This is a genomic window from Bacillus sp. N3378-2at, from assembly GCF_033412715.1.
Lineage (GTDB): Bacteria > Bacillota > Bacilli > Bacillales > Bacillaceae > Bacillus > Bacillus subtilis.
Genome location: NZ_CP117986.1, coordinates 511,755 through 536,202, shown reverse-complemented (window position 1 = coordinate 536,202; position 24,448 = coordinate 511,755). Strand labels below are relative to the sequence as shown.

Below are 24,448 nucleotides of genomic sequence, written 5' to 3'. Positions count from 1 at the left end.
ATGCGCATGTCCATCAGTTATGAATAACAATTATATTTCTGGAAGCAAACATAAAAAAACTCTCCCTGAAAAAGGGAGAGTAAACGTTATCTGATTGGCGCCATGCTTGATCCGGACGCTTCGTAATGAGCCAGCTCTTCCCTCATCTTCAGAAAGGCCGCGCTCAACGGCAATAATAATTGCTCAAGCGACGCAGGAACAGCATGATAAAACTCAATTGCGCTGACCCCGGTATAAGACGCCCGGCTATTTTCACACCACGTGTCTTTTTTCGGCATAAAGAACTCTTCAATGCATTGGTGATACACATTATAAAGTGTTTTTTCCGCTCTGGCTTCCTGAAAAGGCTCCTGCATCAGGAGACGGCGGCACGCTTCTGCGCCTCCTTCACAAAATACTGCCATTCTTCTCAGAGTGCTCAGCACATCACAGCAGTATCCTTTTTCAATAGGCAATTCAGCCTGTAAGGACTCAAGCGTCGTTTGATTTAGGTAATCGTTCACGGTATTGACAACCATTGATAAGAATTCGCCTGTTTTTTGAGTCTGCGCTCGCACAATCGAATGTCCCATTTCGTTTGGTATCTTCCCCTCATGTCTTTGTCTCTCACATTTTGCTTCTTTCATGATAGCTTCTTCCTTATATCTTATGATGATGAAAAAGCGCGATTCATTAAACTTCTATTTTATATCTTCGAAGGTTTGGTTAAAGTTTTCAAAAAATAAATCTGCTTCTTCTTGAAGAACGTCTTCTTCCGCATTTTCAGGCAGCGGCGGAAGCTCGTCCAGCGTTTTCAGACCGAATTGTTCAAGAAAAGTCGGCGTAGTACCGTATAAAATGGCCCGCCCCGGACCATCGGCACGCCCTACTTCACACAATAGCGCCTTCGCGACAAGACTGTGTAAAATCCGCTCTGATTTTACTCCTCTGATTTCTTCAATTTCTGCTCTCGTAATTGGCTGTTTGTATGAAACAATGGCCAGTACTTCTAAAGATGCTTGAGAAAGGCCCTTTGACGGCACTTCAATCAGTTTTTTCAAGTAAGGCGCAAAGTCTTTTTTGGTAGAGAGCATGTACGTATCTGCATACTCAATAAGTTCAATCCCTCGTGTATCTTCGCGGTATTCGTCCGCCACATCCGCCATGATCGTGTTCAGTTCAGGCTCTTCGATTTCAAGCACTGTTAACAGCTGCTTTTTTGTAAGCCCTTCATCGCCTGCCGCATAAAGAAGGGCTTCCACAATAGCTTTCCAATTCACGATATCAAGCCCCATGAATGGATTCACTCCCCGTAATGTAAATATCTGAAAAATTGTGCTCCTGTTCAATGAGGACCAGCTGATTTTTCATCAGCTCGAGAACAGCTAGAAAGGTCACTACTAAATGTTCTTTTTGCTCATATGGAAACAGATCCATAAAGTTGATTCTCGTTCCTCTAGATTTCAAGCTGTGCACGATTTCGTTCATTCTGGCTTCGATTGGTATGTCCTGTCTTGTAATTGTTGTTTCCATCGGCCTGTTTATTTTTTTGCGTTTCAGCACTTTTTGAAAAGCTCCGATCATATCATAGACCGTGACAGAGAGCTTTTGCTCAGACTGTTTTACTTCTTTTGCATATTCACTCAAATCACTCGGCGGTTTCGTGAACGATTTTTGTCTTTCTTCTTCCCGTTCTTTTAAATCCTTCGCCGCATCTTTATATTTTCGATACTCAATCAGCTTTTCAATCAGTTCCTCCCGCGGATCTTCTTCTTCAAGTAATTCATCTTCAAAAAGCTCCTCCTCTTGCTTCGGGAGCAGCATTCTGCTTTTAATGCTGAGCAGCGTGGCAGCCATAACCAAATACTCGCTGGCCATATCGAGCTCAAGCACACGCATCGTATGTACATATAATAAATATTGTTCAGTGATCTTCGCCACAGGTATATCATATATGTCAATTTCAAGACGATTGATTAAATGAAGCAGCAGGTCCAATGGGCCCTCAAACGTATCAATTTTCACTTGATATTCTTCCATCATCTCACCATTTTCAAGTATCACTCTCATTGCCGGAAAAACTGGCTACCCTATAGTATAAGCCACCAAAAAGCTCTCGTCCAATACTATTTCATTTCCTGTTTTGAACAAGTTTGTACAGAATATTCAAAACACGAGAGGTGTTTGCTCGGAGCGCAGAAGCGGGAGAAAAAGCCTTAGCTTCTGGTTTTCCTTCTAAGAAGCAATAGAGGCCGAGCGTTCTTTTTTCCTTTTATCCCTTCTATGGTACACTAAAAGCACATTAAAGGAGGAAACACCTTGTATCCGAAAGCTTATATAGATTATCTCGTTGAGTTTCACGCGACACGGGATTATTTTGAATGCCATGAAATATTAGAAGAATATTGGAAGGAAGATCCGCCAAAGAAACGAAAACGCTATTGGGTCGGCTTTATTCAGCTTGCAGTTGCTTTATATCATCACAGAAGGCAGAATACAGCCGGGGCAAAAAGACTGATGGCAAACAGCATCCGAATTCTCAAAGCAGAACACCGGGCAGTCGAAGACTTAGGGCTTGATCATGGCCGTTTGCTCGAGCTTATGCAATCGGTTTACGAACAAATCGAAACGGGCTCTGCCTATAAAAGCATTATGCTGCCAATCAAAGATGAGAAACTGGAGGAAGCATGCAGGATCGAATGCAGGAAAAAAAAGTATACATGGGGGCAGTCCAGTGCACTCAGGAACATATTTCTGATCGACAAACACCGTTTGCGGGATCGGACTGACGTCATCCGTGAACGTGAAAAAGAAATAGAACGCAGAAAAAAAAGCAGAGGCTGATGACAGCCTCTGCTTAATTATTGTATGAAATGTCTTGATCCTGCTGACCTTGACAACGTTCGAAAAAGCTCTGCGTTAATTCATTTGGAACCAGTACTTGCGTTTTGAATAAATGCTTTAAAGCATCCATCATCTGTTTTCCGATTCCTTGATGGCGATGAGAAGGATTCACACTGATATGCCGGATCTCAACCTCAGAATCCTTTTTTTCGACTCCGATTGCTCCGACGATATCCTCGTCCTCTTTCCAAAGAAAGAGCTGGCGGTCTGTATCCGTTTCGTAGTCCTTAATTGTCTGCTGAAGCTGCTTAAGGTCTTTTTCATTCGGCATAAACGAAAGAAGCCCCATCGCAATCTTTTCAAACGATTTTTTATAACGAATTAACATAAAAACCCCTCTATATCCAAAATGTCCAGTCTGCTATTAACGGATACGAATAGGTGATCCGTTTTCTCACATTATATCATTTTCGCCATATTTTTAAACTGTTTTCAGCAAATTATTCAAATGAGCGGTTTAAATTTGCCATTTCAATGGCAGAAACAGCACAATCTACACCTTTATTGCCCGCTTTTGTGCCGGCACGCTCGATAGCCTGTTCGATGTTTTCAGTTGTTACAATTCCAAAGATGACAGGTACACCAGTAGTGTTTGCTGCTTGCGCGATGCCTTTTGCAGCTTCATTGCAGACATAATCGTAATGTGTCGTTGCGCCTCTGATGACAGTGCCCAATGTGATAATAGCATCATATTTTTTTGTTTCCGCCATTTTTTTCGCAGCAAACGGTATTTCAAATGCGCCTGGAACCCAAGCCACATCAATGTCATTTGTGTCTACGCCATGTCTGAGCAGCGCATCTTCTGCTCCGCTCAGCAGCTTGCTCGTAATAAAATCATTAAATCTTCCTACTACGATTCCGATTTTAAGACCTGTACCAACTAAATTTCCTTGTATGATATTCATATGATTCCCATCCTTTTTTGTGATATTTGTGATTAGAAATGAAGTAAATGACCTAGCTTGTTCATTTTGGTTTGCAAATATTTTTTATTGTGTTCTTTCGCCTCCATTTGAAGCGGCACTCTTTCTGAAATACTGAGTCCGTAGCCTTCAAGGCCTGCGATTTTTCGCGGATTATTCGTCAAAAGCTTCATATTCCGGACACCGAGGTCGCGTAAAATTTGTGCTCCGATGCCATAGTTGCGAAGATCCGGCAAGAATCCAAGCGCCTCATTGGCTTCTACGGTGTCATAACCTTGTTCCTGAAGCTTATAAGCTTTTAATTTATTGATTAAACCGATGCCTCGTCCTTCTTGGCGCAAGTACAGAAGCACTCCACGGCCTTCTGCGGCAATTTGGTTCAGCGCGGCGTGCAGCTGCGGTCCGCAGTCACAGCGATGAGACCCAAACACGTCACCTGTGAGACATTCTGAATGCACCCGGACCAATACCGGTTCTTCTCCGAACGGCACCTCTCCCATCACAAATGCGACATGCTCTTTTCCATCTACCTCATTTGTGTATCCATAAACCTTAAATGTCCCAAAATCAGTAGGCAGCGTAATGTCAACTTCACGCTCGACAAGTGTTGTCAGATTGTAACGGTATTGAATCAAATCCTTAATGGTGATCATTTTTAATTGATGCTTTTTCGCAATTTCAATGAGCTCAGGCACTCTCGCCATCGTTCCGTCTTCATTCATAATTTCACAAATGACGCCGGCTCCTGGAGATCCGCAAGCTTCAGCAAGATCAACAGCAGCTTCTGTATGGCCCGCTCTTTTCAGGACACCTCCTTTTTTCGCAATCAGTGGAAAAATGTGCCCCGGACGCTGAAAATCAGATGGCACGGATGTGCTGTCCAGCAATGCTTGAACGGTAAAAGATCTTTCTTGAGCGCTGATACCTGTCTTCGTTTCACGATGGTCTATGCTTACGGTAAATGCAGTGTGGTGAGAATCTGTATTATGCTCCACCATAGGGTGAAGATCAAGCCTGTCTGCGATTTCCTCACTGAGCGGCGTGCAGATCAGTCCTCTCCCATGTGTCGCCATAAAGTTAATGACTTCCGGCGTTGCATGCTCGGCAAGAGCCACAAAGTCTCCTTCATTTTCTCTGTCTTCATCATCTACAACGATGATGACTTCGCCTTTTTTTAAAGCGTCCAGTGCTTCTTCTATCGGATGAAACACGCAAATCTTCCTCTCTAAAAGCCGTTTTCGCTTAAGAAGGCTTTTGTAATGGTTTGTTGGGTCTTATTTTCATTGGCTTTATGCAAAAATCGATACATATATTTTCCGATCATATCGCATTCGATATTCACTTTAGAGCCGATCGTTTTTTCTGAAAAGATCGTTTCGCTGATCGTATGCGGTATTAAGGAGATCGTCACTGTGTCTTCTGTCAGGCCGAATATGGTTAAGCTCACGCCATCCACAGTAATTGATCCCTTTAAAACCAATGTTTTTGTTAATGACGGGTCCATTTTTAAATCATAGTAAACTGCGTTGCTTTTCTCTTCAATTCGTGTGATTTCCGCAGTTCCGTCGACATGGCCTGAGACGAAATGGCCTCCGAAACGGCCGTTTGCCGCCATCGCTCTTTCCAGATTTACTTTGCTTCCTTTTGTTAAATCATTCAGTGACGTAGCTTTGACTGTTTCAGGCATAACATCCACTGTGAATTGATTTTTTGTAAAATCAGTGACCGTCAAACAAATGCCGTTCACTGCAATGCTGTCGCCAAGATGAACATCCTCTAAAATCTTTGAGCATTTAATTGTTAAGGCCATTGAATGCCCTGCTTTTTTCATGGATTCGATTGTGCCTGTTTCTTCGATAATTCCTGTAAACATGGTCACCATCCTATTCCTTTGTCGGTTTTGCCGTCAGTTTGATATCACGGCCGATTTGGGTTATATCAGTGAATTGTAATAAGGGGACATCTTTCATTGATTGAAAACCTTCACCGGAGATTAAGCTGGGAGCATGCGTTCCTCCGATTAGTTTAGGGGCAAAATAGAAGATGATTTCTTGAAAACAGCCTTCTTTGACAAAGCTTCCGTGAACAGCTGAACCGCCTTCCACATACACCGACATGATACCTTCTTCCGCTAGGATCTTCAAAACATCGGGAATTTGAATGCGCTCGGTTTCAAGTGTAAATATGTTCACTCCGAAAGCTGAAAGCCGTTTTTTCTTTTCCTCGTCTGCGCGTGCCGTCGTAAAAATCCATGTCGGCGCTATTTGATCGCAAATCACTTTAGCGTCCTCAGGAATCGAGAGTACGGTATCAAGTATGACCCGAACCGGCTGTTTTGTTACATTCGGCAGTCTGCAGGTTAAGCTCGGATTGTCGGCTTTCACTGTGCCAACTCCGACTAAAATGCTTTGGTGTGTTTTCCTGTATTGCTGAGCATCCTGTCTTGCAGCCTCTGACGTGATCCATTTGCTGTCACCCGTGCTGGTAGCTATCTTGCCGTCAAGGCTGGCAGCCGCTTTTAGCGTGACGTACGGAAGGCCTGTCCTCATAAAGTGCAGAAATTTTTCATTCAGGCTCTCCGCCTGGTCTGCCAGGATGCCTTCCCTTACCTCAATGCCGGCTTCTTTGATCATGCTGATCCCTCTTCCAGCCACAAGCGGATTAGGATCTCTCATCGCCACGAACACTCTTTTGATGCCAGAGTTGATAATCAATTCTGCACATGGCGGTGTTTTTCCGTAATGGCTGCACGGTTCGAGTGTAACGTAAATGTCGGCACCCTCTGCATGTGCTCCAGCCATATGGATGGCATGAACTTCTGCATGAGCTTCACCATATTTTAAATGGGCGCCCATTCCGACAATTTGTCCGTCCTTTACGACAACAGCGCCGACGAGCGGATTGGATTCGGTCTGTCCTTCGCCCTGCTTCGCAAGATCTAAGGCCAGCTTCATATAATACTCTTCCATTTGTTTCCCTCCCCTCTTTTGCTATTTACCGTCAAAAAAGCCCCGAATTTATAAAAAATTCGGGGCTTTAGGTATTTTACGCAATAGGAAATAACACTATGCATTTCTGACCATTTGCATAGTGGTTCATCATCCTTCTCCCATCCAGACTTTCACTGTCGGCTTCAGCTTAAACTGAATCCACCGCGTGCTTATGCACACGGGTCACGGGCTCTAAAGCAAATGTGCTTTACTACCGCCGGTCGGGATTTCCACCCTGCCCCGAAGGATACAATCTTTATTCATTTGTCCTTATTGGCTATTATAGCGATCCTTTTTAAAGTACGCAATGAAATAAACTTACAATTTGAGAAAAACAAAACATCACCCTTCGATCCGAAAGGTGATGTTTTGTTAATCATTCACTTTTGCAACCTTGATTAATCCGTCGATCCGCTTTGATTTGCTGAAGTATGCCTTAATCTTGTCACCTTCTTTTATATCAGATAAATCCTGATTTAATTTTTTTCCGTTAAAGATGATTTTCGTTCCGTTTTCTGCTACTCCATGATACTCTGAGCCGTCAATTTTCGTCACTTTATATTCCTGGATGGTGTATTCCTCTTCTTCCGAGGACAAGGTTTGTCCAATTGCTGTCGGAACATCCTTCAGCTCAACATCATTTATGTACATATAACCGCCTGCAAGTAAAAGCAAAAGCACTAACAGAATGGTAATCTTGGTTTTTATTCTTCCCATTTCTAAACCTCCAGCCAATATGAATCTATTCATTCATATGAGTTATTCCTTTTTTTCATGAATAAAAAACAGTAAATTCTCGTAAATTATTAATATAACGATGCATAACGGGAATATGTTTCACATTTCTGCAAAAATTTCTTTTCTATAGATATACGAATTTATGTTCTGTTTTTGGGGGATGACCGTAAAAAAGATATAAAAAAAGCAGCCCCAATGGGAAACTGCTTGATCCTAATTTGTTTTGCGCATTTCGTTAAACGGGTAGAAAACAAACTTTGACGTACCCGCAATTTGTTTTTTCGTGAAGAGGCCAAGTCCGTTACGGCTGTCCATGGAATTCCGACGATTGTCACCCATCACAAAATACTTGTTATCAGGCACTTTAACCGGGCCGAAATCATCGGTCAAAGGTTTACCGTCCTGTTTCGCTCTCTTTTTATTAGCCGCCAAATAAGGTTCGTCCACCTTTTTCCCGTTGATATAGAGCTGGTCATTTTTCATCTCAACCGTATCGCCGGGAAGGCCGATAATACGTTTGACATAGTGAACATCATCTCCGTTTAACACGACAATGTCTCCTCTATCAAACTCGCCGATGTATTTGACTGTCATATTGACAAAGACCCTTTCACGATCGTGAAGTGTAGGTTCCATGGATTCACCGTCAACGACATACGGCGCAAAAATAAAGTTGCGGATGAGCAAAGCAAGAACGACAGCAATCACAATTGCTTTAACCCATTCTAATATTGATTTTTTCTTCGAAACATTTTCTGATTTCAACTGATTTCCTCCAATAAACAACGGTCTTCAATTTATGTTATCACGAATCGAAAAAAAATCCCATTAGGACCATTGAAGTGATTTTACAAACTGTTAATCTTCATCTTCTACCCACATCATGCCTATTTTTTCTTGTCGATCATAACTAAGCCTGCAAATATTGAAAGAAATGATCGCATAATTCAGAAGCGATGGACTCAGAAGAAAGAGAGTTCTCATATGCTAAATCTTTAGATCGTATATAAGGCATGAGGTTAGGAACAGTTTGTTCATTTACTGCATTCCATTGATGTCCCAGTCCATGATACCCATGGCATTTGACAAAACAATTCACGTCATGAAGGTTACTGGAATGTTTGCGGCAACCTATTTCACAGGTGTAACCGCATCCCGTTTTTGCTTTCATGATATGTTTAAAATCATTCAAGCTCGAAAGCATGGATCAGCCTCCAAAAAATAAATCCAATATATTCCCGGCAGTTGAAGACTCTTTATTATAAAACTCTGAATATCCGCAGTTCTTACAGTAAACCACTAGAAATCGGTTATGCTGCACGTCAAACAGCTTTGATAATCCCGTGCCGGTTGTGGCTATTTCTTTTTGTCCGGCTTCAGTACTGCCGCATTTTCTACAGCCTTTGTTGTCCATATCGCGATCTCCTTTTCATTACATCACGTTTATTCGATTTATTTTACCACAAAATACCAATGAACAGGCATCTCCTAAATATTTTTGCCGATAAGTTTACGCTAATCAACTCTAGCACTAATACATATAAAAAATAGAATGATATGAAAGGAGACTTGATAGTATGATTGATTATCCTATTAATATAAACAACGTTTCCGGGAACAGTGTAATTAACGTAGGCGGCGCTTTTATGATCAGGCCTTTAACTTTGTCCAAATCTGTGTTTGGCTCCGGAGGTTTAAACACAGGAATTGTCTTTGAAAATAACTTTGTAAGCAAGGCTAAAATGATTAATCATCAATTTACTGATCAGAACGTCACCAAAACTTTTTAATCTATTCATTACGGGGGCTTGCGATGTCTCACTAACTAAACACCTGGTTTTGCCAACCGCCATCAGCACTCGGCGGTTTTTTATTGAACATTTTTACCCAATAAAAAAGCTCCCTCTATATGAGGAAGCCTTTTGCCTGCCAATTAGCCTTCTACGCGAACTTCTTTCATGACATCGCCGTTAGACATGTTTTTCGCGAATTCTAATCCGCTTGTTACTTTACCGAATACAGTGTGAACACCGTTCAAATGAGGCTGTGGCTCATGAACGATGAAAAATTGGCTGCCGCCAGTGTCTTTTCCGGCATGTGCCATAGAAAGTGCGCCCGCCTCATGTGTATGCGGGTTTCCTTCTGTTTCACATTTGATTGTGTATCCCGGACCGCCTGTAGCAGTCGGAAAAGGGGTATTTAACCACCTTGAAATTATCATTGATTTCTCTACAGTATAGTGGAAATCAATTTGTAGCTCTCCATCCTTAAAGATCACATTTTTCACCAGTTTGGATATCATCATTTTCTTTGCATCAATGTCAGCTTGCTTGTAGCGATCAATCCAGTTCTCATTATCTTTTTTAAACTCTTCAATATCTGACATCTTAGCAAGCGAGCCGGACATATCCTTCTTGATTAATTTTATACTTCCTTTTAGTTCCTCAATGTCATTCTCTGTTTTGCTGATTGCTCCACTTAATTGTTCAGGTGTAAATTTACTTTCTCCCATTAAGGATTTGGCCACTTCATCATTTAGTTTATCTAACTGTATTTGCTTTTTGTCTATTTCCTTTTCAATTCGATTTATCTTTTCTTGCTTTTCGTCAATGTGCTTATGCTTAAAATTATCCGCTTCCTTCTTGAATTGGTTAAAATCTAAGTTAGACATAAAATCTATAACACATTCCTCAAATTGCTTTTCATATAGCTTTGCTCCATAGTGCCTTTTAGGATGAGGAGTGTTTTTCGCATTATGACATGAGTATCTGTATTGCTTACTCTTTGTAACTTTTCCGTCTGTTTTACGAACATACTTTTTTTCAGACCAATCAGATTTGTCAATCAGTTAAAGCCGGTCAAACTATTAGTAAAGTTGGTAGCACAGGGAACTCAACTGGGAACCATCTTCACCTACAAATTGAGCAAAATGGAAAAACAATCGATCCTGAAAAGTACATGCAAGGTATTGCTTATCCCCTAAAAAATATTATACATTTGGTGTACAAGCGTATAGAAGTGTTGACCCCAACATCGCTACTGATTGATACATTAAATCAGATATTATTTTTTCAAACATTAAGTCTGAAAACCCCTACCTCCCTTCTCCTTCTGTTGAAGTAAAAGGAAGCCTTAGCGGAAAAGTTAATGGTCTCTATACAATATCAACAGAGTCCAAGCCAGAAGATCCAGAGACAGGGACAATTGGATTGACCCAAAGACTAATAAACAGGAACTGTTTAACGGAGAGGAATGGATTGTTTCATCTGCTGGTTCAGCAGACTCTTTGAATGGTTTTACAGCTTCAACAACGACTTCTCCAAACTCTATACCAGTACGCGATCAATCAGGAGTCATTAGTGGCTCAATAGATGGAAATGCAGAGATGTTAGGTGGACGAGTAGCTTCTGACTATGCCCTATCAGCCGATATTCCTCAAATGGCAAAAGGAACATATATAGGAGATGGAACAATTAGTAAACAAATAGTATTGCCTTTTATGCCAACACATGTGAAGATATGGCCAGTGGCTTCTGATGATTCAATGCTATTGATTGATGATACAGGGGGTTATACTTATCAACTTAATGAAAAAGGGGTCTCTCTTGTAGGCGGTGATTTAAGATATGGCAGCTTAACTGATGAAGGAATGGTTACAGGCTCAGATGATAACTTCAGAGGAAATAAATTAAACGTCAAATATATCTGGGAGGCTTATAAATATATTGAATAAACTGGACGTATTTTATGGGTGCGTCCTTTTTTGATTTTATAATGGAAATATAAAGAAGCCCCTCCTAATATGGGTTATAATAAACTAAATTAACAATTAGGAGAGGGTAAAATAAATGGAGCAATTAATCTCAGTACTTGTATTTTCTTTACCTGGTTTACTAGCATATTTTTGGATTCAAATTTTGGGTATAAACCCAGCAGTTAAACATAACGCTGGTGAGCTTGTTGGACTATCTGCTTTATTATGGATACCTGTTTCGTTGATAAACGTGTTGATCATGAATATTATTTCTAGTCATTTTCATTGGTGGTCTTATATGAAGACAGTAGGAGATATTAAAAGTAATGCTGAGGATATACACTTTTTAACTTTTTTCACAATTATAACATTATTCTCAAGTTTACTTGTTTCGGCAATTTGGGCTGTTTTTTTATACGGTGTTTTTTTATCACTAATTAACAAAATTAGATTGTTTAGAAATATTGTTCCTCTAAATGAAACTACATCTATTTGGGATACCTTTTTCCTTGCTTTTGATGTAGACAAAAAAATTAAAAGAAAAGATGAAAAAAAGAAAAAAGAAGAAACGCCTCCTCTCGTTGTCGAAATTTATTATTTGAATAACCCAGACAACAAAATGTACGGCGCTGTATCGAATATGTCCCGCCCTTTTGAGGCGGAACGTGCTTTAATCCTACAAGAGCCTGATGAATGGAAACAAGCATATCAAACTTACAATTATCCTGTTAAAAAAACATATGTCGATTCCAAATCAGGACTAGTAGTGAATGAATTAAATATTACTTTTGAGGCCGTGGTGCAGAAACAGTAGATCTTTCTCCCGATCTGGTCTCACTACCCTTTTGAACTTTTGGGGCTTGTACAATTGTTCTTTTACCAGATTCATTTAAGGGAATAGATAGCTTGGTTGTCATATCGAACACCTCTTTTTAATTTAACTAACAGGACTAATCTTCCTATTCGACACAAGACAGATATTCCCTTCTAAAAAACATATAATTTTATTATTTCATGGACTTTTTAACCACTAGATAGATAACTTTTAAATAAAATTCTTCTTTTATTTAAATTACACTGTAACAAAAAAGGCAGGTTATACCCTGCCCCCATTGTATCGCCATTTATAATCATATCCAAAAATGGTACCGGCTTAGCACTTGAGCGGACTTTTAAAAATCAATTTAGCATAGCTTCACTAAATTAGATCTCTTTCTAATAATAAGTCTGAGGCCTGGTGGATGGTGTAAACTTCAGGGGTCATAATATTTTTTCTCTCCGTAACAGTATTTGCCCAAAAATATAAAGGATTCGTATTGTAAAGTTGTTCTTTAAATATGATTCCAGTAACTTCACTGATTGTTTTTAAAGGGACTTGAAATTTCTCTAAAACATTAAAGTTCTCTAAAATTCTATACTTATCCAGTGTACGGAGTTCTTCTCTAATTTCATGCTTCCAATAGTCATCTTGCATCATTATAAAAGCTGCTGAATGTAATTTATTATCATCGCCAATGTAAAATACTACTTTCCAAAAACCTGCAGGTATTTTGACCCCACAACCTAACGGCTTCCTATAACCACAATACTCTCTGTCATCTTTCGTGTAGATGGGACCAGTAAAAACAGATAGCTTTTTATTTCTACTACCGGTTCGCTCAACAATCCACCTTTCCAATTTACCCCAGTCACTCGCATGAAATATTTTATGCTGTGGTACAATATTGGCCCAGCAAAATGAGTCAAAGTCTGCATCTACAGCCTCTTTATTTTCTTGATCTTCCTCTTCACCCCAGCCCACATCATCTCTAGTAACCATATGGCCTCTATCCCACATATCCTGATTACCACCTTTATACAGCCAATTCCCCACTTGGTTTTCTTCTCCAATTCGAGAATCATAATGCCAACGATCATGCCTCTCGATTTTCCTTCTCTTATTTAAGTCAATATTATGAGCACAATATATAGCAAATTTCCGCTCTTTATTCATAACAATGGAGAAGTGTGTAAACGGAAAAAACTCTCCTTCATTTAATGCAGTTCTTTGAGTTCCCTCTTCTAAAACCGGGAACGGTATAGGGTAGTCTTGACCCAGAAATGTTACCTCAAAACCTTTATCTAAACTCACTGTTAGCCCTCCCTCATGATTGCTGAAAGACATTTAGGTTAAACAAATTAAACCATCTGCCCTAAAATGATTTAATTTTTCGCAAGAACAGATGGTTAACTAAACACTAATCTGAAACATGAACAGTTATTTCAAACTCTTTATCTCCGTGCTGATCTTTCACCCAGGGGCGCTGATATATAAATCTTATTTTTTTTTGACCAGTTTTTTCCCCTTTAAAACGCCATCGGTGTATTGTGTTTCCCCCATGCGTATTAGAATTTTGAACAAATTCTTCCTTATCTAAAGATAAGATTTGATTATTATGTATAAACTCTTCTACCCAGGTATATCCAGTTGATGCATTTTCGGTCAAATTAATTTCTAAAGTTTCTTCAACCTTAAGAATGACCACTTTCCCATTTTCATTTTCATTAACAACCTGCATAATTGAGTCAGCTCACTTAGTTTTTAATGATATTCTACAGTTTGATCGCTGCCCTTAAAGTCCCTTGTTTCACCTTTATAGTCCATTTCTAAGATCTCGAGTGCTTTTTCTTTTGCTCTGACTAAAGAAGCAGGATCTCCAATAAGATCAGTTGCACTCCAAGCTTCTGAGTCAGCTAATTCCATGTATTCGTAAGGTAAATAGCCGTATCCTTTGTCTCCCCATCCTGTGTTCCAAGAATTTTTGAATTTGAACATTTCCGTTTCATCATCATAACCGACGATGCAGATCGCATGTCCTCCCCTCAAAGGAGAATTTCCCGGCATTGGTATTTTTCCGGAAGACCAGACTTCTTGTGTACTCCAATTATTATATACGGCAACACCAGCAACACATGGACCGTTGACTACTAGACTTCTTTTCATTGTCTCTAAAGAATCCAATCGTGCGTACGCTTTAATTTTATAGCGACTTGCATTTTCTTCTGCCCCAGGTTTCGGCGAACCTGTATTATGTGCTACATAAGGCCAATAAGTTTCTTCACAAACTCCAAGTTCTATTAAAACTTCTAATGCAGTCTTAATATAAGTACCTTCTTGATCAGGAATTCCATCCCTCTCTTTACACTTTTGATATAAAAATCTTGGTGAAAGGCCAACGTTAATTGTGCGTTCTTTTTTTTCTTGGTACTCCTTTAATCCAACTGCACAAGCAAATCCAACACAAGTTCCTTCCTCTCCTTGATCCCTAACAGCAGTCATTTGTTCCGTATAATCAACTTTACGAGGAGCAGAAAACACCGGCAAAATCGTTGACATAAGGATATCACGTCTATCTTCAGGAGATGGAATAAAGCCTAATCCTTTTATTTCTGACATAACACAAACTCCTTTCCTAAGTTTTCGATTGTTAATCTGCTCTCATGGAAAGGAATTTATTCAATTCTTTTCATTACTTCTCATTACAAGAATTTAAGAATAACACTTATTCCATGCTCTCCCCTCTTTTAAACATTTGCCCATGTCATACGATAATAATTAGTGAAGGCACTTATTAATTTCAATTCTGTTATATAATAAATATGGAGAGTAAAAATTGAAGAAATACCAGAATGACCCTTTGTTGGTATGTAAGATAAACTTATGAGAAGAGGACATCTATATGACTAAAGAGAGAATTATTGGGCTTGTGTCTCTACTTATTGTTATTGGTTTAGTTATAGTAATCCCTATGTACATAAACAGGTTAGACACAAGTAAGTTAGATAAGATTGCTGAAATTGTAAGCAATGATAAGGAAGTCAGAAAAAATTTTGATAATGTATGGATGAAACAAACTGATAAATCAAATGACCAACAATTTGATTTAAACTTATCAGCTAAACCATCTTTCACGTCATTATCTGATGAAGAAAAATTGCTTACCATAGGTAAAGCAATGGAGATTGCTCAAAGAAACTCAAACCTAAATAAGATTAACTGTGGGAAAGATAAGATTTGCTCAATAAAACAGATTTTAATCCTCCCAAACAAAAATGATAAGGTTGCCAGCTATTCAATTCAATATGACCCATTGAACAATCCAGAGGAAAATACGCTAATGGTGTACACATATAAAAATGATGATCCCAAAACAAATACATTTGAATCAAGAGAAGTAACATACAATGAAAGTGCCGATGCTTCGTTCAACGAGGAGAATAGTTCTGAAACACCTATTGCAATTGGTATGTCTAAACAAGACGTTCTTAACCTTAATAAATGGGGAAAACCGAAGGATGTCAATAAAACAACGACTTCTTATGGAACTACTGAACAATGGGTTTACAGTACAAGCAGATATTTGTATTTCGAAAATGGTGAGTTAACAGCAATTCAGGAATAAATAAAGCTCTATCCTTAACTGGATAGAGCTTTTCAAATATTTTTTTATTGGTGTAGTCGAAAGTCTGAGAATAAAGAACATATCCTTTAACGATTCTAGATTCGTTTTAAAATTAGTTCTCTAAGGGTTTGATTGCTTCAAATATTTTCTCTCTAGTTTGATTAGAACAAATAGAGTCACTAAGTTTAATAACATCGGGCTTGTCAAGAAAAGTGTGTAAGTTATTCTAGATATTTCTTCACACGTTCCTTTAGGTGGTCATGAACTAATAGTTGATTCATGACCATAGCCCATTGCTGGATGCGTCCACCATCCCATTTCTTTTCTAATTCTTTTGTTCGTAAAAACAATATTTTTAATAGGGCATTCTCATGGGGGAATGCTCCTTTTTTCGTGACTTTTCGAAAGCTAGAGTGGATACTTTCAACGGCATTTGTAGTGTACATGATTTTACGAATATTACCACCATAATCGAAAAGTTGTTCCACATGAGAAAAGTTTCGTTTCCATACGTCTACAGCTCCAGGGTACGTAGACCACTGCTTTTCAAAAGATTCAAATGCACTGTGACAAGCCTTAAGGCTTGGAGCTCCATACACTTTCTTTAAGGCAGCAGTAAAAGGCTTGTAGTCTTTACTTGGTATATACTTAATCGAATTTCGAATTAAATGAACAATACATCTCTGTACGGTCACATCAGGAAAAATCGCACGTGCTCCTTCTTCCAGACCACTAACGCCATCCATTGAGAGAAAGAAGATATCTTCTACACCACGAGATTTGATTTCATCAAAAATTTGCATCCATTTATGTTTACTTTCCGTTTCATTCAACCACAAACCTAGAATGTCCTTTTTACCTTCTATGGTATATCCTAGTATTGTGTAAACGGCATACTTCTTCGTTTCATAGTCATTACGAATGGTTGTGTAAAGACAATCGACAAACACAAAAGGGTAACAGTTACTTAAGGGACGATTTTGCCACTCTTCTAAATTAGGAAGTACAGTATCCGTAATGTCGGATACCATTTCATGAGATACAGAAAAGCCATAGATGTCTTCTATCGTGGAAGAAATGTCTCGTTGTGACATTCCTCTGGCATACATCGAAATGACCTTATCCTCTATAGAGGATACATCTCTTTTACGCTTTGGAATCAACTGCGGTTCAAATGAACCATCACGATCACGGGGGACTGCAATTTCAACTTCTCCTGCCGTTGTTTTCACGATCTTTTTGCCATATCCATTTCTTCTATTTCTTGTTTCTTTTTCTCCCTTGTCATTGGATTCATAGCCCAAATGGTGATTCATTTCACCTTTTAGCATTGACTCAAACATGGGACCAAATATGTCTTTTAATGCTTCTTGCATATCTTCTACTGATTTAGGCTGATACTGTTCGATAATCTTGTTAGCTAATTCTACGGAGTTCGGATCTCTTTTCAATTTCCCCACTGAAACCACTCCTTTAGCTTTATACTTATTATTCTATCAAATAAAAAACTGTGTGAGTAAGGAACCGTACGCATTCCTTACTTACACAGTTAATATTACACTCCCCCTTCACATTATTGTGAGGGGATTTTCACTTAATATTCACATGGCTTATCTTCGCATTCTGGCTTTTCTTTAGCATCAACATAAGACGATGTTATAGTGTCATTTGACTTGTCATAAATCCCCCAAAACTCTTTTTCTTTGTTACCGTTCAAATACCCCTCTGCATTAATACCACCCATTGGGTCTATTTCATATTTGTCCGAGAACTCAATTTTATTTATACCTTCATAGTTAGCATTTATGTAATCAGTCATTCGTTTTTTAGCTTTATCAAATAGCTCTAGTTCTGCAGTCTTAACTTTTTCTTGCTTTTCATCATATTGGTGTTTCATGTATATTCCTCCAAGTGTTATAATGATGATTGCTGACAACAGGATAATAATGTATTTTTTCATAAAACCATCCTTTCAGTGCTTATTTTACATGAGGAGCGTGTCAATGTACATGAGCAAGAAGGCTAAGGTTCCTAATATATCTGACCAAGATTATTATAGTATTAGTCAACTAACTTATCGAGATGAGTATTTGAAAAAACATTTCTCGAAAAACATACCCGTAAAGATTAATTCAGGAAAACAATATTTCATAGATAAAATCAAAAAAGACCCAGATACAGGCCTAGATGTTTACGTATTTGTCCAAGCAAAGAAAAAAGATGGCAAATGGGTTAAACCAAAAGAGCCTGAGAATGTTGTCGTAGGTTTTCAAGGAACAAACCAGGAACAAATTAAAGCTGACGTTATAAGTGCAGATGGCGGAAACGTGGTAATGGGTAAAGATCCGAAAAAGAAAGTCCAATACATAATGAAAAAAGATGCATCTGAAAACTCTAAAGCCATTGCCAAGTATAACGGCAGTATGGAACAAGCGATAATGATTAAGAGCGGAGAATACAAAATTGTCACAAAGACATCTCAATTTGATCAAGGTGATAAGATTGTTGCCAATGAAGTGAAAAAGTATGCTGGCGCTAACACAGTGATTTCGACAACAGGTCACTCGCTTGGAGGGGCAGATGCAGAATACGCTGGTGTAAACAATAACGTTTACAGTGTAGCTTTTAATAACCCTTCCATTGTTAAGCTGCACGATGAAGAAACACAGAAGAAAATCAGAAATGGCGAATTTGATCTGTATCACAAAGCAATCATTAATCCTGATGATATGGTGGGTTCAGGTTGGTTTTTAGAATACGACAGACACAACGGAACTACCATATTCACTAAAGACCCAAGCATCGCACGTCAAGATCGTGCTAACCGGCTTAATACGTCTCTAGGTATTCCTGGTGTTTTAGGGAGTCTTATTACTTCCTTCTATGGCCAAGCATTTGCAAAAAATCCCGATACTCATAGTTTAAATGATTCGAACTTTACGTTTGATAAGAATGGTAACATCAAGAGTGTTGATGGCAGCAAAGGTGTCTATAACCAGAATATCGAATCATTCTCATCTTTCTCAGGCATGAATGGCCAGACAATTAAAGTGGATGCAAAGTATGCAAAAGAATTAGCTAAACGATTACAGGCAGCTATCGAAGACTTAAAAACAAAGAAACAAGCAATTGAACGATTCCCTCATGATCACAGCAAAATGGTTTATGACGTAAAATCTATTTGCGGGAAGAGATTAGGAGAATTCAAGGATCTAGATCCAAGCGATGTTGATAAAGCTGTATTGTTTCACGCACCTTATGTGAAAGATGGGGCAGCATTTTATGACTCAGAAGAACAGTATCAAACTGAGGCTTCTCTTCATTATTTGATTAGAGATTTAGAGGATATTAGTGAGTTTATTGTTAAAATGGCTGAGGATTTAAAAGATAAGGATAATGAATTAGCAAGCTGGTTACGGTTATAAGGGGGATTTGAATTGCCATATGGAGTTAATATGGATGCAGATGAGTTTTACAGACGGTTACAACAGAATGAGGAATTAAAAAAAATTGTGGGTTCAAGTTTAAAAACTCATTGTCAGAGCCTAAAAGAAGACACAAAAAACGCATCAGATTTTTCCTCAGCTCAACAGGTTATAGCTGAAGTGTATGTTGCATTACTCTCTTCATTTGAAGGTAAAGCTAAAGAAGCATTAGTACAAAGACTCAATGAAAATGCAACAATGCTTACAAATGCAACTGAGAACAGAAGTGTTTTTCTGAGAAGTATTAAGACTAAATAATTAAAATAACCCCTTCACTTTTAGATGTGAAGGGGTCTTTTTAACTTATGTTGTTGCAAATCGGTATACGTATACTGTTTATCAAATTCGCAGACGTCTGCGAAAATACTCAGTTATTCAATCTTTCTTCTAATTCATGAATACGTCTTTCTAAGCTTGAGAACTTCTTATCGTTATAACTATGATCACGCTCAATGTTCTTATTGATCAATTTAAGCATGGACATAACTTCTTCAGGTTCGTTTTCCTCTATACGAGTAACTGTATTCTTGATTTCCTTTACATCCTGCTTAACTTCAGCAATATCTTTTGATAACTGCTGAATAGCTTCTAATATTTGTTTCTCCATCCCGTTCACCTCTCCTTACAGTATAACAGCTATTGCAATACTTTTGATTGTCTGAAATTTGGACAATTGAATATTTCAATGGTTTTGTTTAACGAATTAAAAAATAAAAGCAATACTTTTGCTTAAGAGTATTCAGATTTATCTTCTATAAACTCTACAACTTCCTGAATAGGGCAATCTAAATACTCACAGATCTTAAGGATAACAGTTAACGCCACTACTTCGCCTCTTGACATTTTAGCCAGTGTTGAAGGCGAAATCCCCAAATCCTTTTTCAAGTCACTTCGTGTTTTATCACGCTTTATTAATGTTATTTCCATTGGTTTATAGCTTATTTTCAATTTACTCACTTATAACACCTCAAGTTCGACTAGGTATACCTATTGTATCACATTTCATACAACATGAACGACATATCAAATAAATTTTGTTAAAAAGGATTGACTTGCGATGTGGTTAAGTAGTATATTAAGTACAATAAGTCGAACTTGTATTACGAGGGGGCGTAAAATTGAAACACATAATCATCCGCAGAAGTGACTTAGGTGATTTACCCGCAATACTCTTTTATAAGCAGTTCGCAATAGCTGGTGAAGATGGTCAAGTTCATCTATATCAAGTCTTAAAAAGAGGAGATGGGCTGTATGATAGGCTTCATTCAGATTTCTTGGCCGAAGATATTCAATACAAAAGCCTTGTCACTCTGACTAATGCGGTAGTTGATAAACTGCTTCACACAACCTTATGGGATGCACTTATTGATAATCGAGAGCTAATTACATTAGAAGGCTTTCAATTGTTAGACAAAACCAAAACATACTAAAGGGGATACTGACAATGCAAATTAACCGACACACTGTAGGAACTAACGTATCGAGCTTAGAGACAATCACTAACGAGGAACGCTTTGAGGATATAGCTAATCACTTTCACCATTTCATCCTGAATAACAAATCAGAAGAAGTTAATTTCATTGAAACAAATAATAATGGAGCGCCTACAAAGCGCTTCAACATACATACCGATGTCACAATTCCAGTTTCCTTCAATATAGATGGTGAAAGTGAAGAGGACGCAAGAGACAATTTAGAGTCAATGTTGCAAATGGCAATTGATCATATACATGTGATGTTTGAAATGGGCGGAGGACAAACGGTTATCCCTAGAGTTAGCGACAATTTATGTGAGATTGGTGAGTATGACGTAGAGGAAGCTGACGCTAATGAATAAAACTGAGGTACATAACGAACGGTTCTGTAAATTGGCTTTTGGAGTATTACTTGTAGCTGTACCGGCTATATGTATCCAGTTTGTAGCTTGGTTTGGGTGATTAGGATGTGCGGGCACACTCTCCTAATCGTAAAAGGGTTGATTCCTTCCCATTGTATTGAAACAAAACAATTTAATCAAGGGGATGAATTGAATGGAATCATTTTATTATTCTTACTTATTAAAGTCTTATGATAGAAAGAACAAATGTTTAATTTCTGGTTTATCTTGTGATTATAAAAAAACTCTACCTTACTTTGTTGCAAATGTTAAAGAGAAATATCCAGATGTTGATGTAGTTGAATGCATTGTAATCAAGAATGATGAAGATTCCTTTAGAAAAGAGTATGTAGACATTTTAATCTTATGGAAAGCAGATGATGAAGTATTAGTCACTAATTAAATAGACGGTATCGTGTTTTGCGACGATGAGGTCGGGATCTGTAGTTTACAGGCCTCTTTTTTTATTTTATTACATACTGATAAATATCTTATTCTGTTTTTTCAGAATCTATGATAGAATCAAAATAACAAAAGTTGCCTATAAGTTAATGCTCACCCTATTTAATTTTATCTTTGATTTTAATAATGAGGTGATGCAGCATATGTCAATTTACGAATCAATGATGGTCATGATTAATTTTTGTACGCTTATGTTAAATGCAGTAGGTTTATTTGTATTGATTGGAAACGAAAAATAGACCTCCCTTGAGCCTGGAAACCTGAAGGGTTAGGTCTACAATGATTTGCTTCTGAGCATACCACTCATGGGCAACTTTTTACCGGGGTGCTACCAACACCCTGGTTTTTTAATTTTATTATATTGTATGCTATACGATGTGTATAGCATCTGTTATAAACAGATTATAACATATCTCCAATGAAATGCATTACAAATCCTATATAATTTTAAGAATACATTTGTTTTTTAAATTTTTAATTTTTGCGTGTTTTTATATTAGAATTTAAAAAAATCACCTTCACTCCCCTCCCCTATTTAAATAAAATCATAATTTTATTGCAATCTGAGCGCTGTATGCTCTATTGTATTCTTTTATATTGCTCAGCAATTAAAACCATTGTAAGCCCCCTTTACGCAGGTTTAACGCTATTTATCAATGCTTGCTTTCAAATCCAACATATCTCGTAGCAAATACATTTTTTCAACTTCTTCAGGAGTATACTCACGATTGATTTCCTTAAGCAAAACATTAAACATCTGAATTATCCTAGCCGAATCCAAACTTTCTTTATCCAGTACTGTTTGTTGAAGGAATCCCACCATTAAATCGAGCAATGCCACTTGCTCTTTATTATTGAGATTATTGATCTTCTCTACAATTTCGTATATTTCATTATTCACTTTACTTCCTCCTCTAAAATACTCGCCCTAAAATCAATAAACATATTAATAATGAATATTTAGTACATTATTCAATTAGTTGCAATAAAAAAAGCTCCCCCAATCGAGGAAGCTTACCATCTGCCAATTAGCCTTCTACACGAACTTCTTTCATGACGTCACCGTTAGACATATTTTTTGCGAATTCTAATCCGCTTGTCACTTTACCGAACACAGTGTGAACACCGTTCAAATGCGGCTGTGGCTCATGTACGATGAAAAATTGGCTGCCGCCAGTGTCTTTTCCGGCATGTGCCATAGAAAGAGAGCCCGCTTCATGTGTATGCGGATTTCCTTCTGTTTCACATTTGATTGTGTAACCTGGGCCACCCATCCCTGTTCCAGTAGGATCTCCCCCTTGGCTTACGAAACCTGGAATTACTCGGTGGAAAGTTACACCATCATAAAAGCCTTCATTCGCAAGCTTTTCAAAGTTAGCTACTGTACCCGGAGCTGCTTCATCGTAAAGTTCAAATTCAAGTTTGTTGCCATTTTCCATTAAAATGTAACCTGTTTTCATTTTTCTTCCTACTTCCTTGTTAAATTTTCAAAAGAGGGCATATAATTGATAAGTTGTTACTTAGAAGACAATAAATTTTGTTGTTAGTTTCTTACTCAGTACCAGTTCCGTGCGGGCATCCGCCTTGGCTGACGAAGCCAGGGATCACTCGATGGAATGTAAGCCCGTCATAAAAGCCTTCGTTTGCAAGCTTTTCAAAGTTTGCAACAGTTCCAGGTGCAGCTTCAGGATAAAGTTCAAATTCAATTTTGTTCCCGTCTTCTAATAAAAAGTAACCTGTTTTCAATTGTATGCCTACTTTCTTTATTTTAATTTTCAAAGGAGATTATGTATGATAGGTTATAGCCTGCCTCTCCTTGTCGCGGCTATTATACCACACCTTTCGGGGGAAAACGAATCTCCCGAGCTTTACTAAAAAATAAAAATGAAACCTGAATCTCTTTATCTCCGTCTAACCTAACGGAACTGTATTTTTCATGATTCAGGTCCTCACAAAGCAGCACTATCCAGCTGCTTGTGAAATTGAAGGAGGTCAAACTGCTTTGAAGAAAATTTGGATTGGAATGCTGGCAGCGGCCGTTTTGCTGCTGACGGTTCCGAAGGTCAGTCTCGCGGATGCCGCAGTTGGAGATGTCATTGTAACACTAGGTGCTGATTTGTCAGAATCCGACAAACAAAAAGTGCTTGATGAAATGAATGTCCCTGATAATGCCACAACGGTAACCGTGACCAATAAGGAAGAACATGAATATTTAGGAAAATATATATCAAACGCGCAAATCGGATCGAGAGCGATTTCTTCATCGTCAATCACCATTGCCAAAAAAGGCTCCGGATTGAATGTTGAGACCCATAATATCAGCGGCATCACGGATGAAATGTACCTGAATGCACTGATGACAGCCGGTGTGAAAGATGCGAAGGTGTATGTTACAGCACCGTTTGAAGTATCCGGGACTGCGGCTTTAACTGGATTGATTAAGGCGTATGAAGTTTCTTCTGACGAAGCGATCTCGGAGGATGTTAAGCAGGTCGCCAACCAAGAGCTTGTCACGACATCAGAGCTTGGAGACAAAATCGGTAACGAAAATGCGGCAGCCCTGATTGCAAAAATCAAAGAAGAGTTTGCTAAAAACGGGGTGCCTGATAATAAAGCTGACATCGAAAAACAAGTGGACGACGCAGCTTCTGATTTAAACGTCACACTTACTGACAGCCAAAAGAACCAGCTTGTCTCCCTATTCAATAAGATGAAAAACGCTGACATTGACTGGGGACAGGTCAGTGACCAGCTAGATAAAGCGAAAGATAAGATTACGAAATTCATAGAATCAGATGAAGGCAAAAACTTCATCCAGAAAGTCATTGATTTCTTCGTATCTATCTGGAATGCGATTGTATCTATATTCAAATAAGAAAAGCGCCGAAAAATCGG

At 38.4% G+C, this 24,448-nt stretch carries 31 protein-coding genes, 4 pseudogenes and 1 riboswitch; of the genes and pseudogenes, 13 read left to right on the top strand and 22 right to left on the bottom strand.

The window, feature by feature from the left end; all coding sequences use genetic code 11:
• Positions 1-86: 86 nt before the first annotated feature.
• Genes PUN35_RS02965 through scpA form a run of 3 tightly spaced genes read right to left on the bottom strand, consistent with a single transcriptional unit; the run spans position 87 to position 2,019 of the window.
• Positions 87-626: a YpuI family protein gene (locus tag PUN35_RS02965; protein ID WP_014477219.1), complete on the bottom strand. Its 540-nt coding sequence runs from the start codon at positions 624-626 to the stop codon at positions 87-89.
• Positions 627-680: 54 nt separating this feature from the next.
• Positions 681-1,274 carry an SMC-Scp complex subunit ScpB gene (scpB, locus tag PUN35_RS02960; protein WP_014480158.1) on the bottom strand — a complete coding sequence of 198 codons (594 nt, stop codon included), beginning with the start codon at positions 1,272-1,274 and terminating at the stop codon, positions 681-683.
• Positions 1,264-2,019, bottom strand: coding sequence for a segregation/condensation protein A (scpA, locus tag PUN35_RS02955; protein ID WP_014477220.1), 756 nt, complete (start codon positions 2,017-2,019; stop codon positions 1,264-1,266). The genes scpB and scpA overlap by 11 nt, the downstream gene beginning before the upstream one ends.
• Before the next feature lie 279 nt (positions 2,020-2,298).
• On the opposite strand from scpA, the gene PUN35_RS02950 reads away from it, so the two are divergent.
• Entirely contained in the window at positions 2,299-2,823 is a 525-nt protein-coding gene (locus PUN35_RS02950) for a DUF309 domain-containing protein (RefSeq protein ID WP_014480159.1), read from the top strand.
• 13 nt (positions 2,824-2,836) lie between these two features.
• Here PUN35_RS02950 and ribT read toward each other — a convergent pair whose 3' ends face one another.
• The 7 genes from ribT to sipS all read right to left on the bottom strand — a co-directional run bounded on the left by ribT (position 2,837) and on the right by sipS (position 8,299).
• A complete protein-coding gene (gene ribT, locus PUN35_RS02945) occupies positions 2,837-3,211 on the bottom strand; it encodes a GNAT family N-acetyltransferase RibT (protein WP_003223910.1) in 375 nt (124 codons plus the stop codon).
• A 112-nt stretch (positions 3,212-3,323) separates the two neighbouring features.
• Positions 3,324-3,788 (bottom strand): 6,7-dimethyl-8-ribityllumazine synthase, encoded by a 465-nt coding sequence (ribH, locus tag PUN35_RS02940; protein ID WP_003223915.1) that lies wholly within the window; start codon positions 3,786-3,788, stop codon positions 3,324-3,326.
• A gap of 32 nt (positions 3,789-3,820) precedes the next feature.
• A complete protein-coding gene (locus PUN35_RS02935; RefSeq protein WP_014480160.1) occupies positions 3,821-5,017 on the bottom strand; it encodes a bifunctional 3,4-dihydroxy-2-butanone-4-phosphate synthase/GTP cyclohydrolase II in 1,197 nt (398 codons plus the stop codon).
• 14 nt (positions 5,018-5,031) lie between these two features.
• Positions 5,032-5,679: a riboflavin synthase subunit alpha gene (ribE, locus tag PUN35_RS02930; RefSeq protein ID WP_014480161.1), complete on the bottom strand. Its 648-nt coding sequence runs from the start codon at positions 5,677-5,679 to the stop codon at positions 5,032-5,034.
• Between the two features lie 10 nt (positions 5,680-5,689).
• Positions 5,690-6,775 carry a bifunctional diaminohydroxyphosphoribosylaminopyrimidine deaminase/5-amino-6-(5-phosphoribosylamino)uracil reductase RibD gene (gene ribD / locus PUN35_RS02925; RefSeq protein ID WP_014480162.1) on the bottom strand — a complete coding sequence of 362 codons (1,086 nt, stop codon included), beginning with the start codon at positions 6,773-6,775 and terminating at the stop codon, positions 5,690-5,692.
• 128 nt (positions 6,776-6,903) lie between these two features.
• A riboswitch (FMN riboswitch) is annotated at positions 6,904-7,048 on the bottom strand.
• 120 nt (positions 7,049-7,168) lie between these two features.
• Positions 7,169-7,513: a hypothetical protein gene (locus PUN35_RS02920; protein ID WP_003230488.1), complete on the bottom strand. Its 345-nt coding sequence runs from the start codon at positions 7,511-7,513 to the stop codon at positions 7,169-7,171.
• A gap of 234 nt (positions 7,514-7,747) precedes the next feature.
• Positions 7,748-8,299 (bottom strand): signal peptidase I sipS, encoded by a 552-nt coding sequence (sipS, locus tag PUN35_RS02915; protein ID WP_014480163.1) that lies wholly within the window; start codon positions 8,297-8,299, stop codon positions 7,748-7,750.
• A gap of 265 nt (positions 8,300-8,564) precedes the next feature.
• Here sipS and PUN35_RS02910 point away from each other — a divergent pair.
• Positions 8,565-8,799: pseudogene (locus tag PUN35_RS02910) on the top strand (hypothetical protein).
• Here PUN35_RS02910 and PUN35_RS02905 read toward each other — a convergent pair.
• Positions 8,742-8,948: a zinc ribbon domain-containing protein gene (locus tag PUN35_RS02905; protein WP_014480165.1), complete on the bottom strand. Its 207-nt coding sequence runs from the start codon at positions 8,946-8,948 to the stop codon at positions 8,742-8,744. The pseudogene PUN35_RS02910 and the gene PUN35_RS02905 sit on opposite strands and share 58 nt — an antisense overlap.
• 163 nt (positions 8,949-9,111) lie before the next feature.
• Here PUN35_RS02905 and PUN35_RS02900 point away from each other — a divergent pair, with 163 nt between their 5' ends.
• A complete protein-coding gene (locus PUN35_RS02900; RefSeq protein ID WP_003230479.1) occupies positions 9,112-9,324 on the top strand; it encodes a spore germination protein in 213 nt (70 codons plus the stop codon).
• Positions 9,325-9,467: 143 nt separating this feature from the next.
• On the opposite strand, the pseudogene PUN35_RS02895 reads toward PUN35_RS02900, so the two are convergent.
• Positions 9,468-9,728 (bottom strand): annotated as a pseudogene (locus tag PUN35_RS02895) (peptidylprolyl isomerase); the annotation flags it as partial.
• A 647-nt stretch (positions 9,729-10,375) separates the two neighbouring features.
• On the opposite strand from PUN35_RS02895, the pseudogene PUN35_RS22460 reads away from it, so the two are divergent.
• From PUN35_RS22460 to PUN35_RS02885, 3 genes and pseudogenes are all read left to right on the top strand, one after another.
• A pseudogene (locus PUN35_RS22460) lies at positions 10,376-10,504 on the top strand (M23 family metallopeptidase); the annotation flags it as partial.
• Positions 10,505-10,518: 14 nt separating this feature from the next.
• A pseudogene (locus PUN35_RS02890) lies at positions 10,519-11,267 on the top strand (hypothetical protein); the annotation flags it as partial.
• Positions 11,268-11,382: 115 nt separating this feature from the next.
• Entirely contained in the window at positions 11,383-12,102 is a 720-nt protein-coding gene (locus tag PUN35_RS02885; protein WP_031600647.1) for a hypothetical protein, read from the top strand.
• 384 nt (positions 12,103-12,486) lie between these two features.
• Here the strand turns inward: PUN35_RS02885 and PUN35_RS02880 are convergent, their stop codons facing one another.
• The 3 genes from PUN35_RS02880 to PUN35_RS02870 form a co-directional block, all read right to left on the bottom strand.
• Positions 12,487-13,419 carry a DNA/RNA non-specific endonuclease gene (locus tag PUN35_RS02880; protein ID WP_033881337.1) on the bottom strand — a complete coding sequence of 311 codons (933 nt, stop codon included), beginning with the start codon at positions 13,417-13,419 and terminating at the stop codon, positions 12,487-12,489.
• A 106-nt stretch (positions 13,420-13,525) separates the two neighbouring features.
• Positions 13,526-13,846 carry a protease inhibitor I42 family protein gene (locus tag PUN35_RS02875; protein WP_033881339.1) on the bottom strand — a complete coding sequence of 107 codons (321 nt, stop codon included), beginning with the start codon at positions 13,844-13,846 and terminating at the stop codon, positions 13,526-13,528.
• Positions 13,847-13,869: 23 nt separating this feature from the next.
• Entirely contained in the window at positions 13,870-14,724 is an 855-nt protein-coding gene (locus PUN35_RS02870) for a C1 family peptidase (RefSeq protein ID WP_031600649.1), read from the bottom strand.
• Between the two features lie 283 nt (positions 14,725-15,007).
• Here PUN35_RS02870 and PUN35_RS02865 point away from each other — a divergent pair, with 283 nt between their 5' ends.
• Positions 15,008-15,730 carry a hypothetical protein gene (locus PUN35_RS02865; protein WP_031600650.1) on the top strand — a complete coding sequence of 241 codons (723 nt, stop codon included), beginning with the start codon at positions 15,008-15,010 and terminating at the stop codon, positions 15,728-15,730.
• Between the two features lie 221 nt (positions 15,731-15,951).
• Here PUN35_RS02865 and PUN35_RS02860 read toward each other — a convergent pair whose 3' ends face one another.
• On the bottom strand, positions 15,952-17,199 hold the full coding sequence (locus tag PUN35_RS02860; RefSeq protein ID WP_031600262.1) for an IS256-like element ISBsu2 family transposase: 1,248 nt from the start codon (positions 17,197-17,199) through the stop codon (positions 15,952-15,954).
• Between the two features lie 125 nt (positions 17,200-17,324).
• Entirely contained in the window at positions 17,325-17,690 is a 366-nt protein-coding gene (locus PUN35_RS02855; protein WP_031600651.1) for a DUF1433 domain-containing protein, read from the bottom strand.
• A 49-nt stretch (positions 17,691-17,739) separates the two neighbouring features.
• Here PUN35_RS02855 and PUN35_RS02850 point away from each other — a divergent pair, with 49 nt between their 5' ends.
• Positions 17,740-19,155: a hypothetical protein gene (locus PUN35_RS02850; protein ID WP_033882065.1), complete on the top strand. Its 1,416-nt coding sequence runs from the start codon at positions 17,740-17,742 to the stop codon at positions 19,153-19,155.
• Between the two features lie 12 nt (positions 19,156-19,167).
• Complete coding sequence (locus PUN35_RS02845; RefSeq protein WP_033882064.1) at positions 19,168-19,473, top strand: hypothetical protein; 306 nt, start codon at positions 19,168-19,170, stop codon at positions 19,471-19,473.
• Between the two features lie 109 nt (positions 19,474-19,582).
• On the opposite strand, the gene PUN35_RS02840 is transcribed toward PUN35_RS02845, so the two are convergent.
• Entirely contained in the window at positions 19,583-19,822 is a 240-nt protein-coding gene (locus tag PUN35_RS02840; protein WP_049832642.1) for a hypothetical protein, read from the bottom strand.
• 122 nt (positions 19,823-19,944) lie between these two features.
• A complete protein-coding gene (locus PUN35_RS02835; protein WP_033882066.1) occupies positions 19,945-20,142 on the bottom strand; it encodes a helix-turn-helix domain-containing protein in 198 nt (65 codons plus the stop codon).
• Between the two features lie 191 nt (positions 20,143-20,333).
• On the opposite strand from PUN35_RS02835, the gene PUN35_RS02830 reads away from it, so the two are divergent.
• The 3 genes from PUN35_RS02830 to PUN35_RS02820 all read left to right on the top strand — a co-directional run bounded on the left by PUN35_RS02830 (position 20,334) and on the right by PUN35_RS02820 (position 21,494).
• A complete protein-coding gene (locus PUN35_RS02830) occupies positions 20,334-20,645 on the top strand; it encodes a hypothetical protein (protein ID WP_041516485.1) in 312 nt (103 codons plus the stop codon).
• Between the two features lie 14 nt (positions 20,646-20,659).
• Positions 20,660-21,052 carry a hypothetical protein gene (locus PUN35_RS02825; RefSeq protein WP_033882069.1) on the top strand — a complete coding sequence of 131 codons (393 nt, stop codon included), beginning with the start codon at positions 20,660-20,662 and terminating at the stop codon, positions 21,050-21,052.
• A 193-nt stretch (positions 21,053-21,245) separates the two neighbouring features.
• On the top strand, positions 21,246-21,494 hold the full coding sequence (locus PUN35_RS02820; protein WP_033882070.1) for a hypothetical protein: 249 nt from the start codon (positions 21,246-21,248) through the stop codon (positions 21,492-21,494).
• A gap of 705 nt (positions 21,495-22,199) precedes the next feature.
• Here PUN35_RS02820 and PUN35_RS02815 read toward each other — a convergent pair.
• The 3 genes from PUN35_RS02815 to PUN35_RS02805 form a co-directional block, all read right to left on the bottom strand.
• On the bottom strand, positions 22,200-22,454 hold the full coding sequence (locus tag PUN35_RS02815) for a hypothetical protein (protein ID WP_033882071.1): 255 nt from the start codon (positions 22,452-22,454) through the stop codon (positions 22,200-22,202).
• A 127-nt stretch (positions 22,455-22,581) separates the two neighbouring features.
• Positions 22,582-23,013: a peptidylprolyl isomerase gene (locus PUN35_RS02810; RefSeq protein WP_014480166.1), complete on the bottom strand. Its 432-nt coding sequence runs from the start codon at positions 23,011-23,013 to the stop codon at positions 22,582-22,584.
• A gap of 91 nt (positions 23,014-23,104) precedes the next feature.
• Positions 23,105-23,299 carry a peptidylprolyl isomerase gene (locus tag PUN35_RS02805; protein WP_374755749.1) on the bottom strand — a complete coding sequence of 65 codons (195 nt, stop codon included), beginning with the start codon at positions 23,297-23,299 and terminating at the stop codon, positions 23,105-23,107.
• Between the two features lie 256 nt (positions 23,300-23,555).
• On the opposite strand from PUN35_RS02805, the gene PUN35_RS02800 reads away from it, so the two are divergent.
• A complete protein-coding gene (locus PUN35_RS02800; RefSeq protein ID WP_014480169.1) occupies positions 23,556-24,428 on the top strand; it encodes a DUF1002 domain-containing protein in 873 nt (290 codons plus the stop codon).
• Positions 24,429-24,448 lie beyond the last annotated feature (20 nt).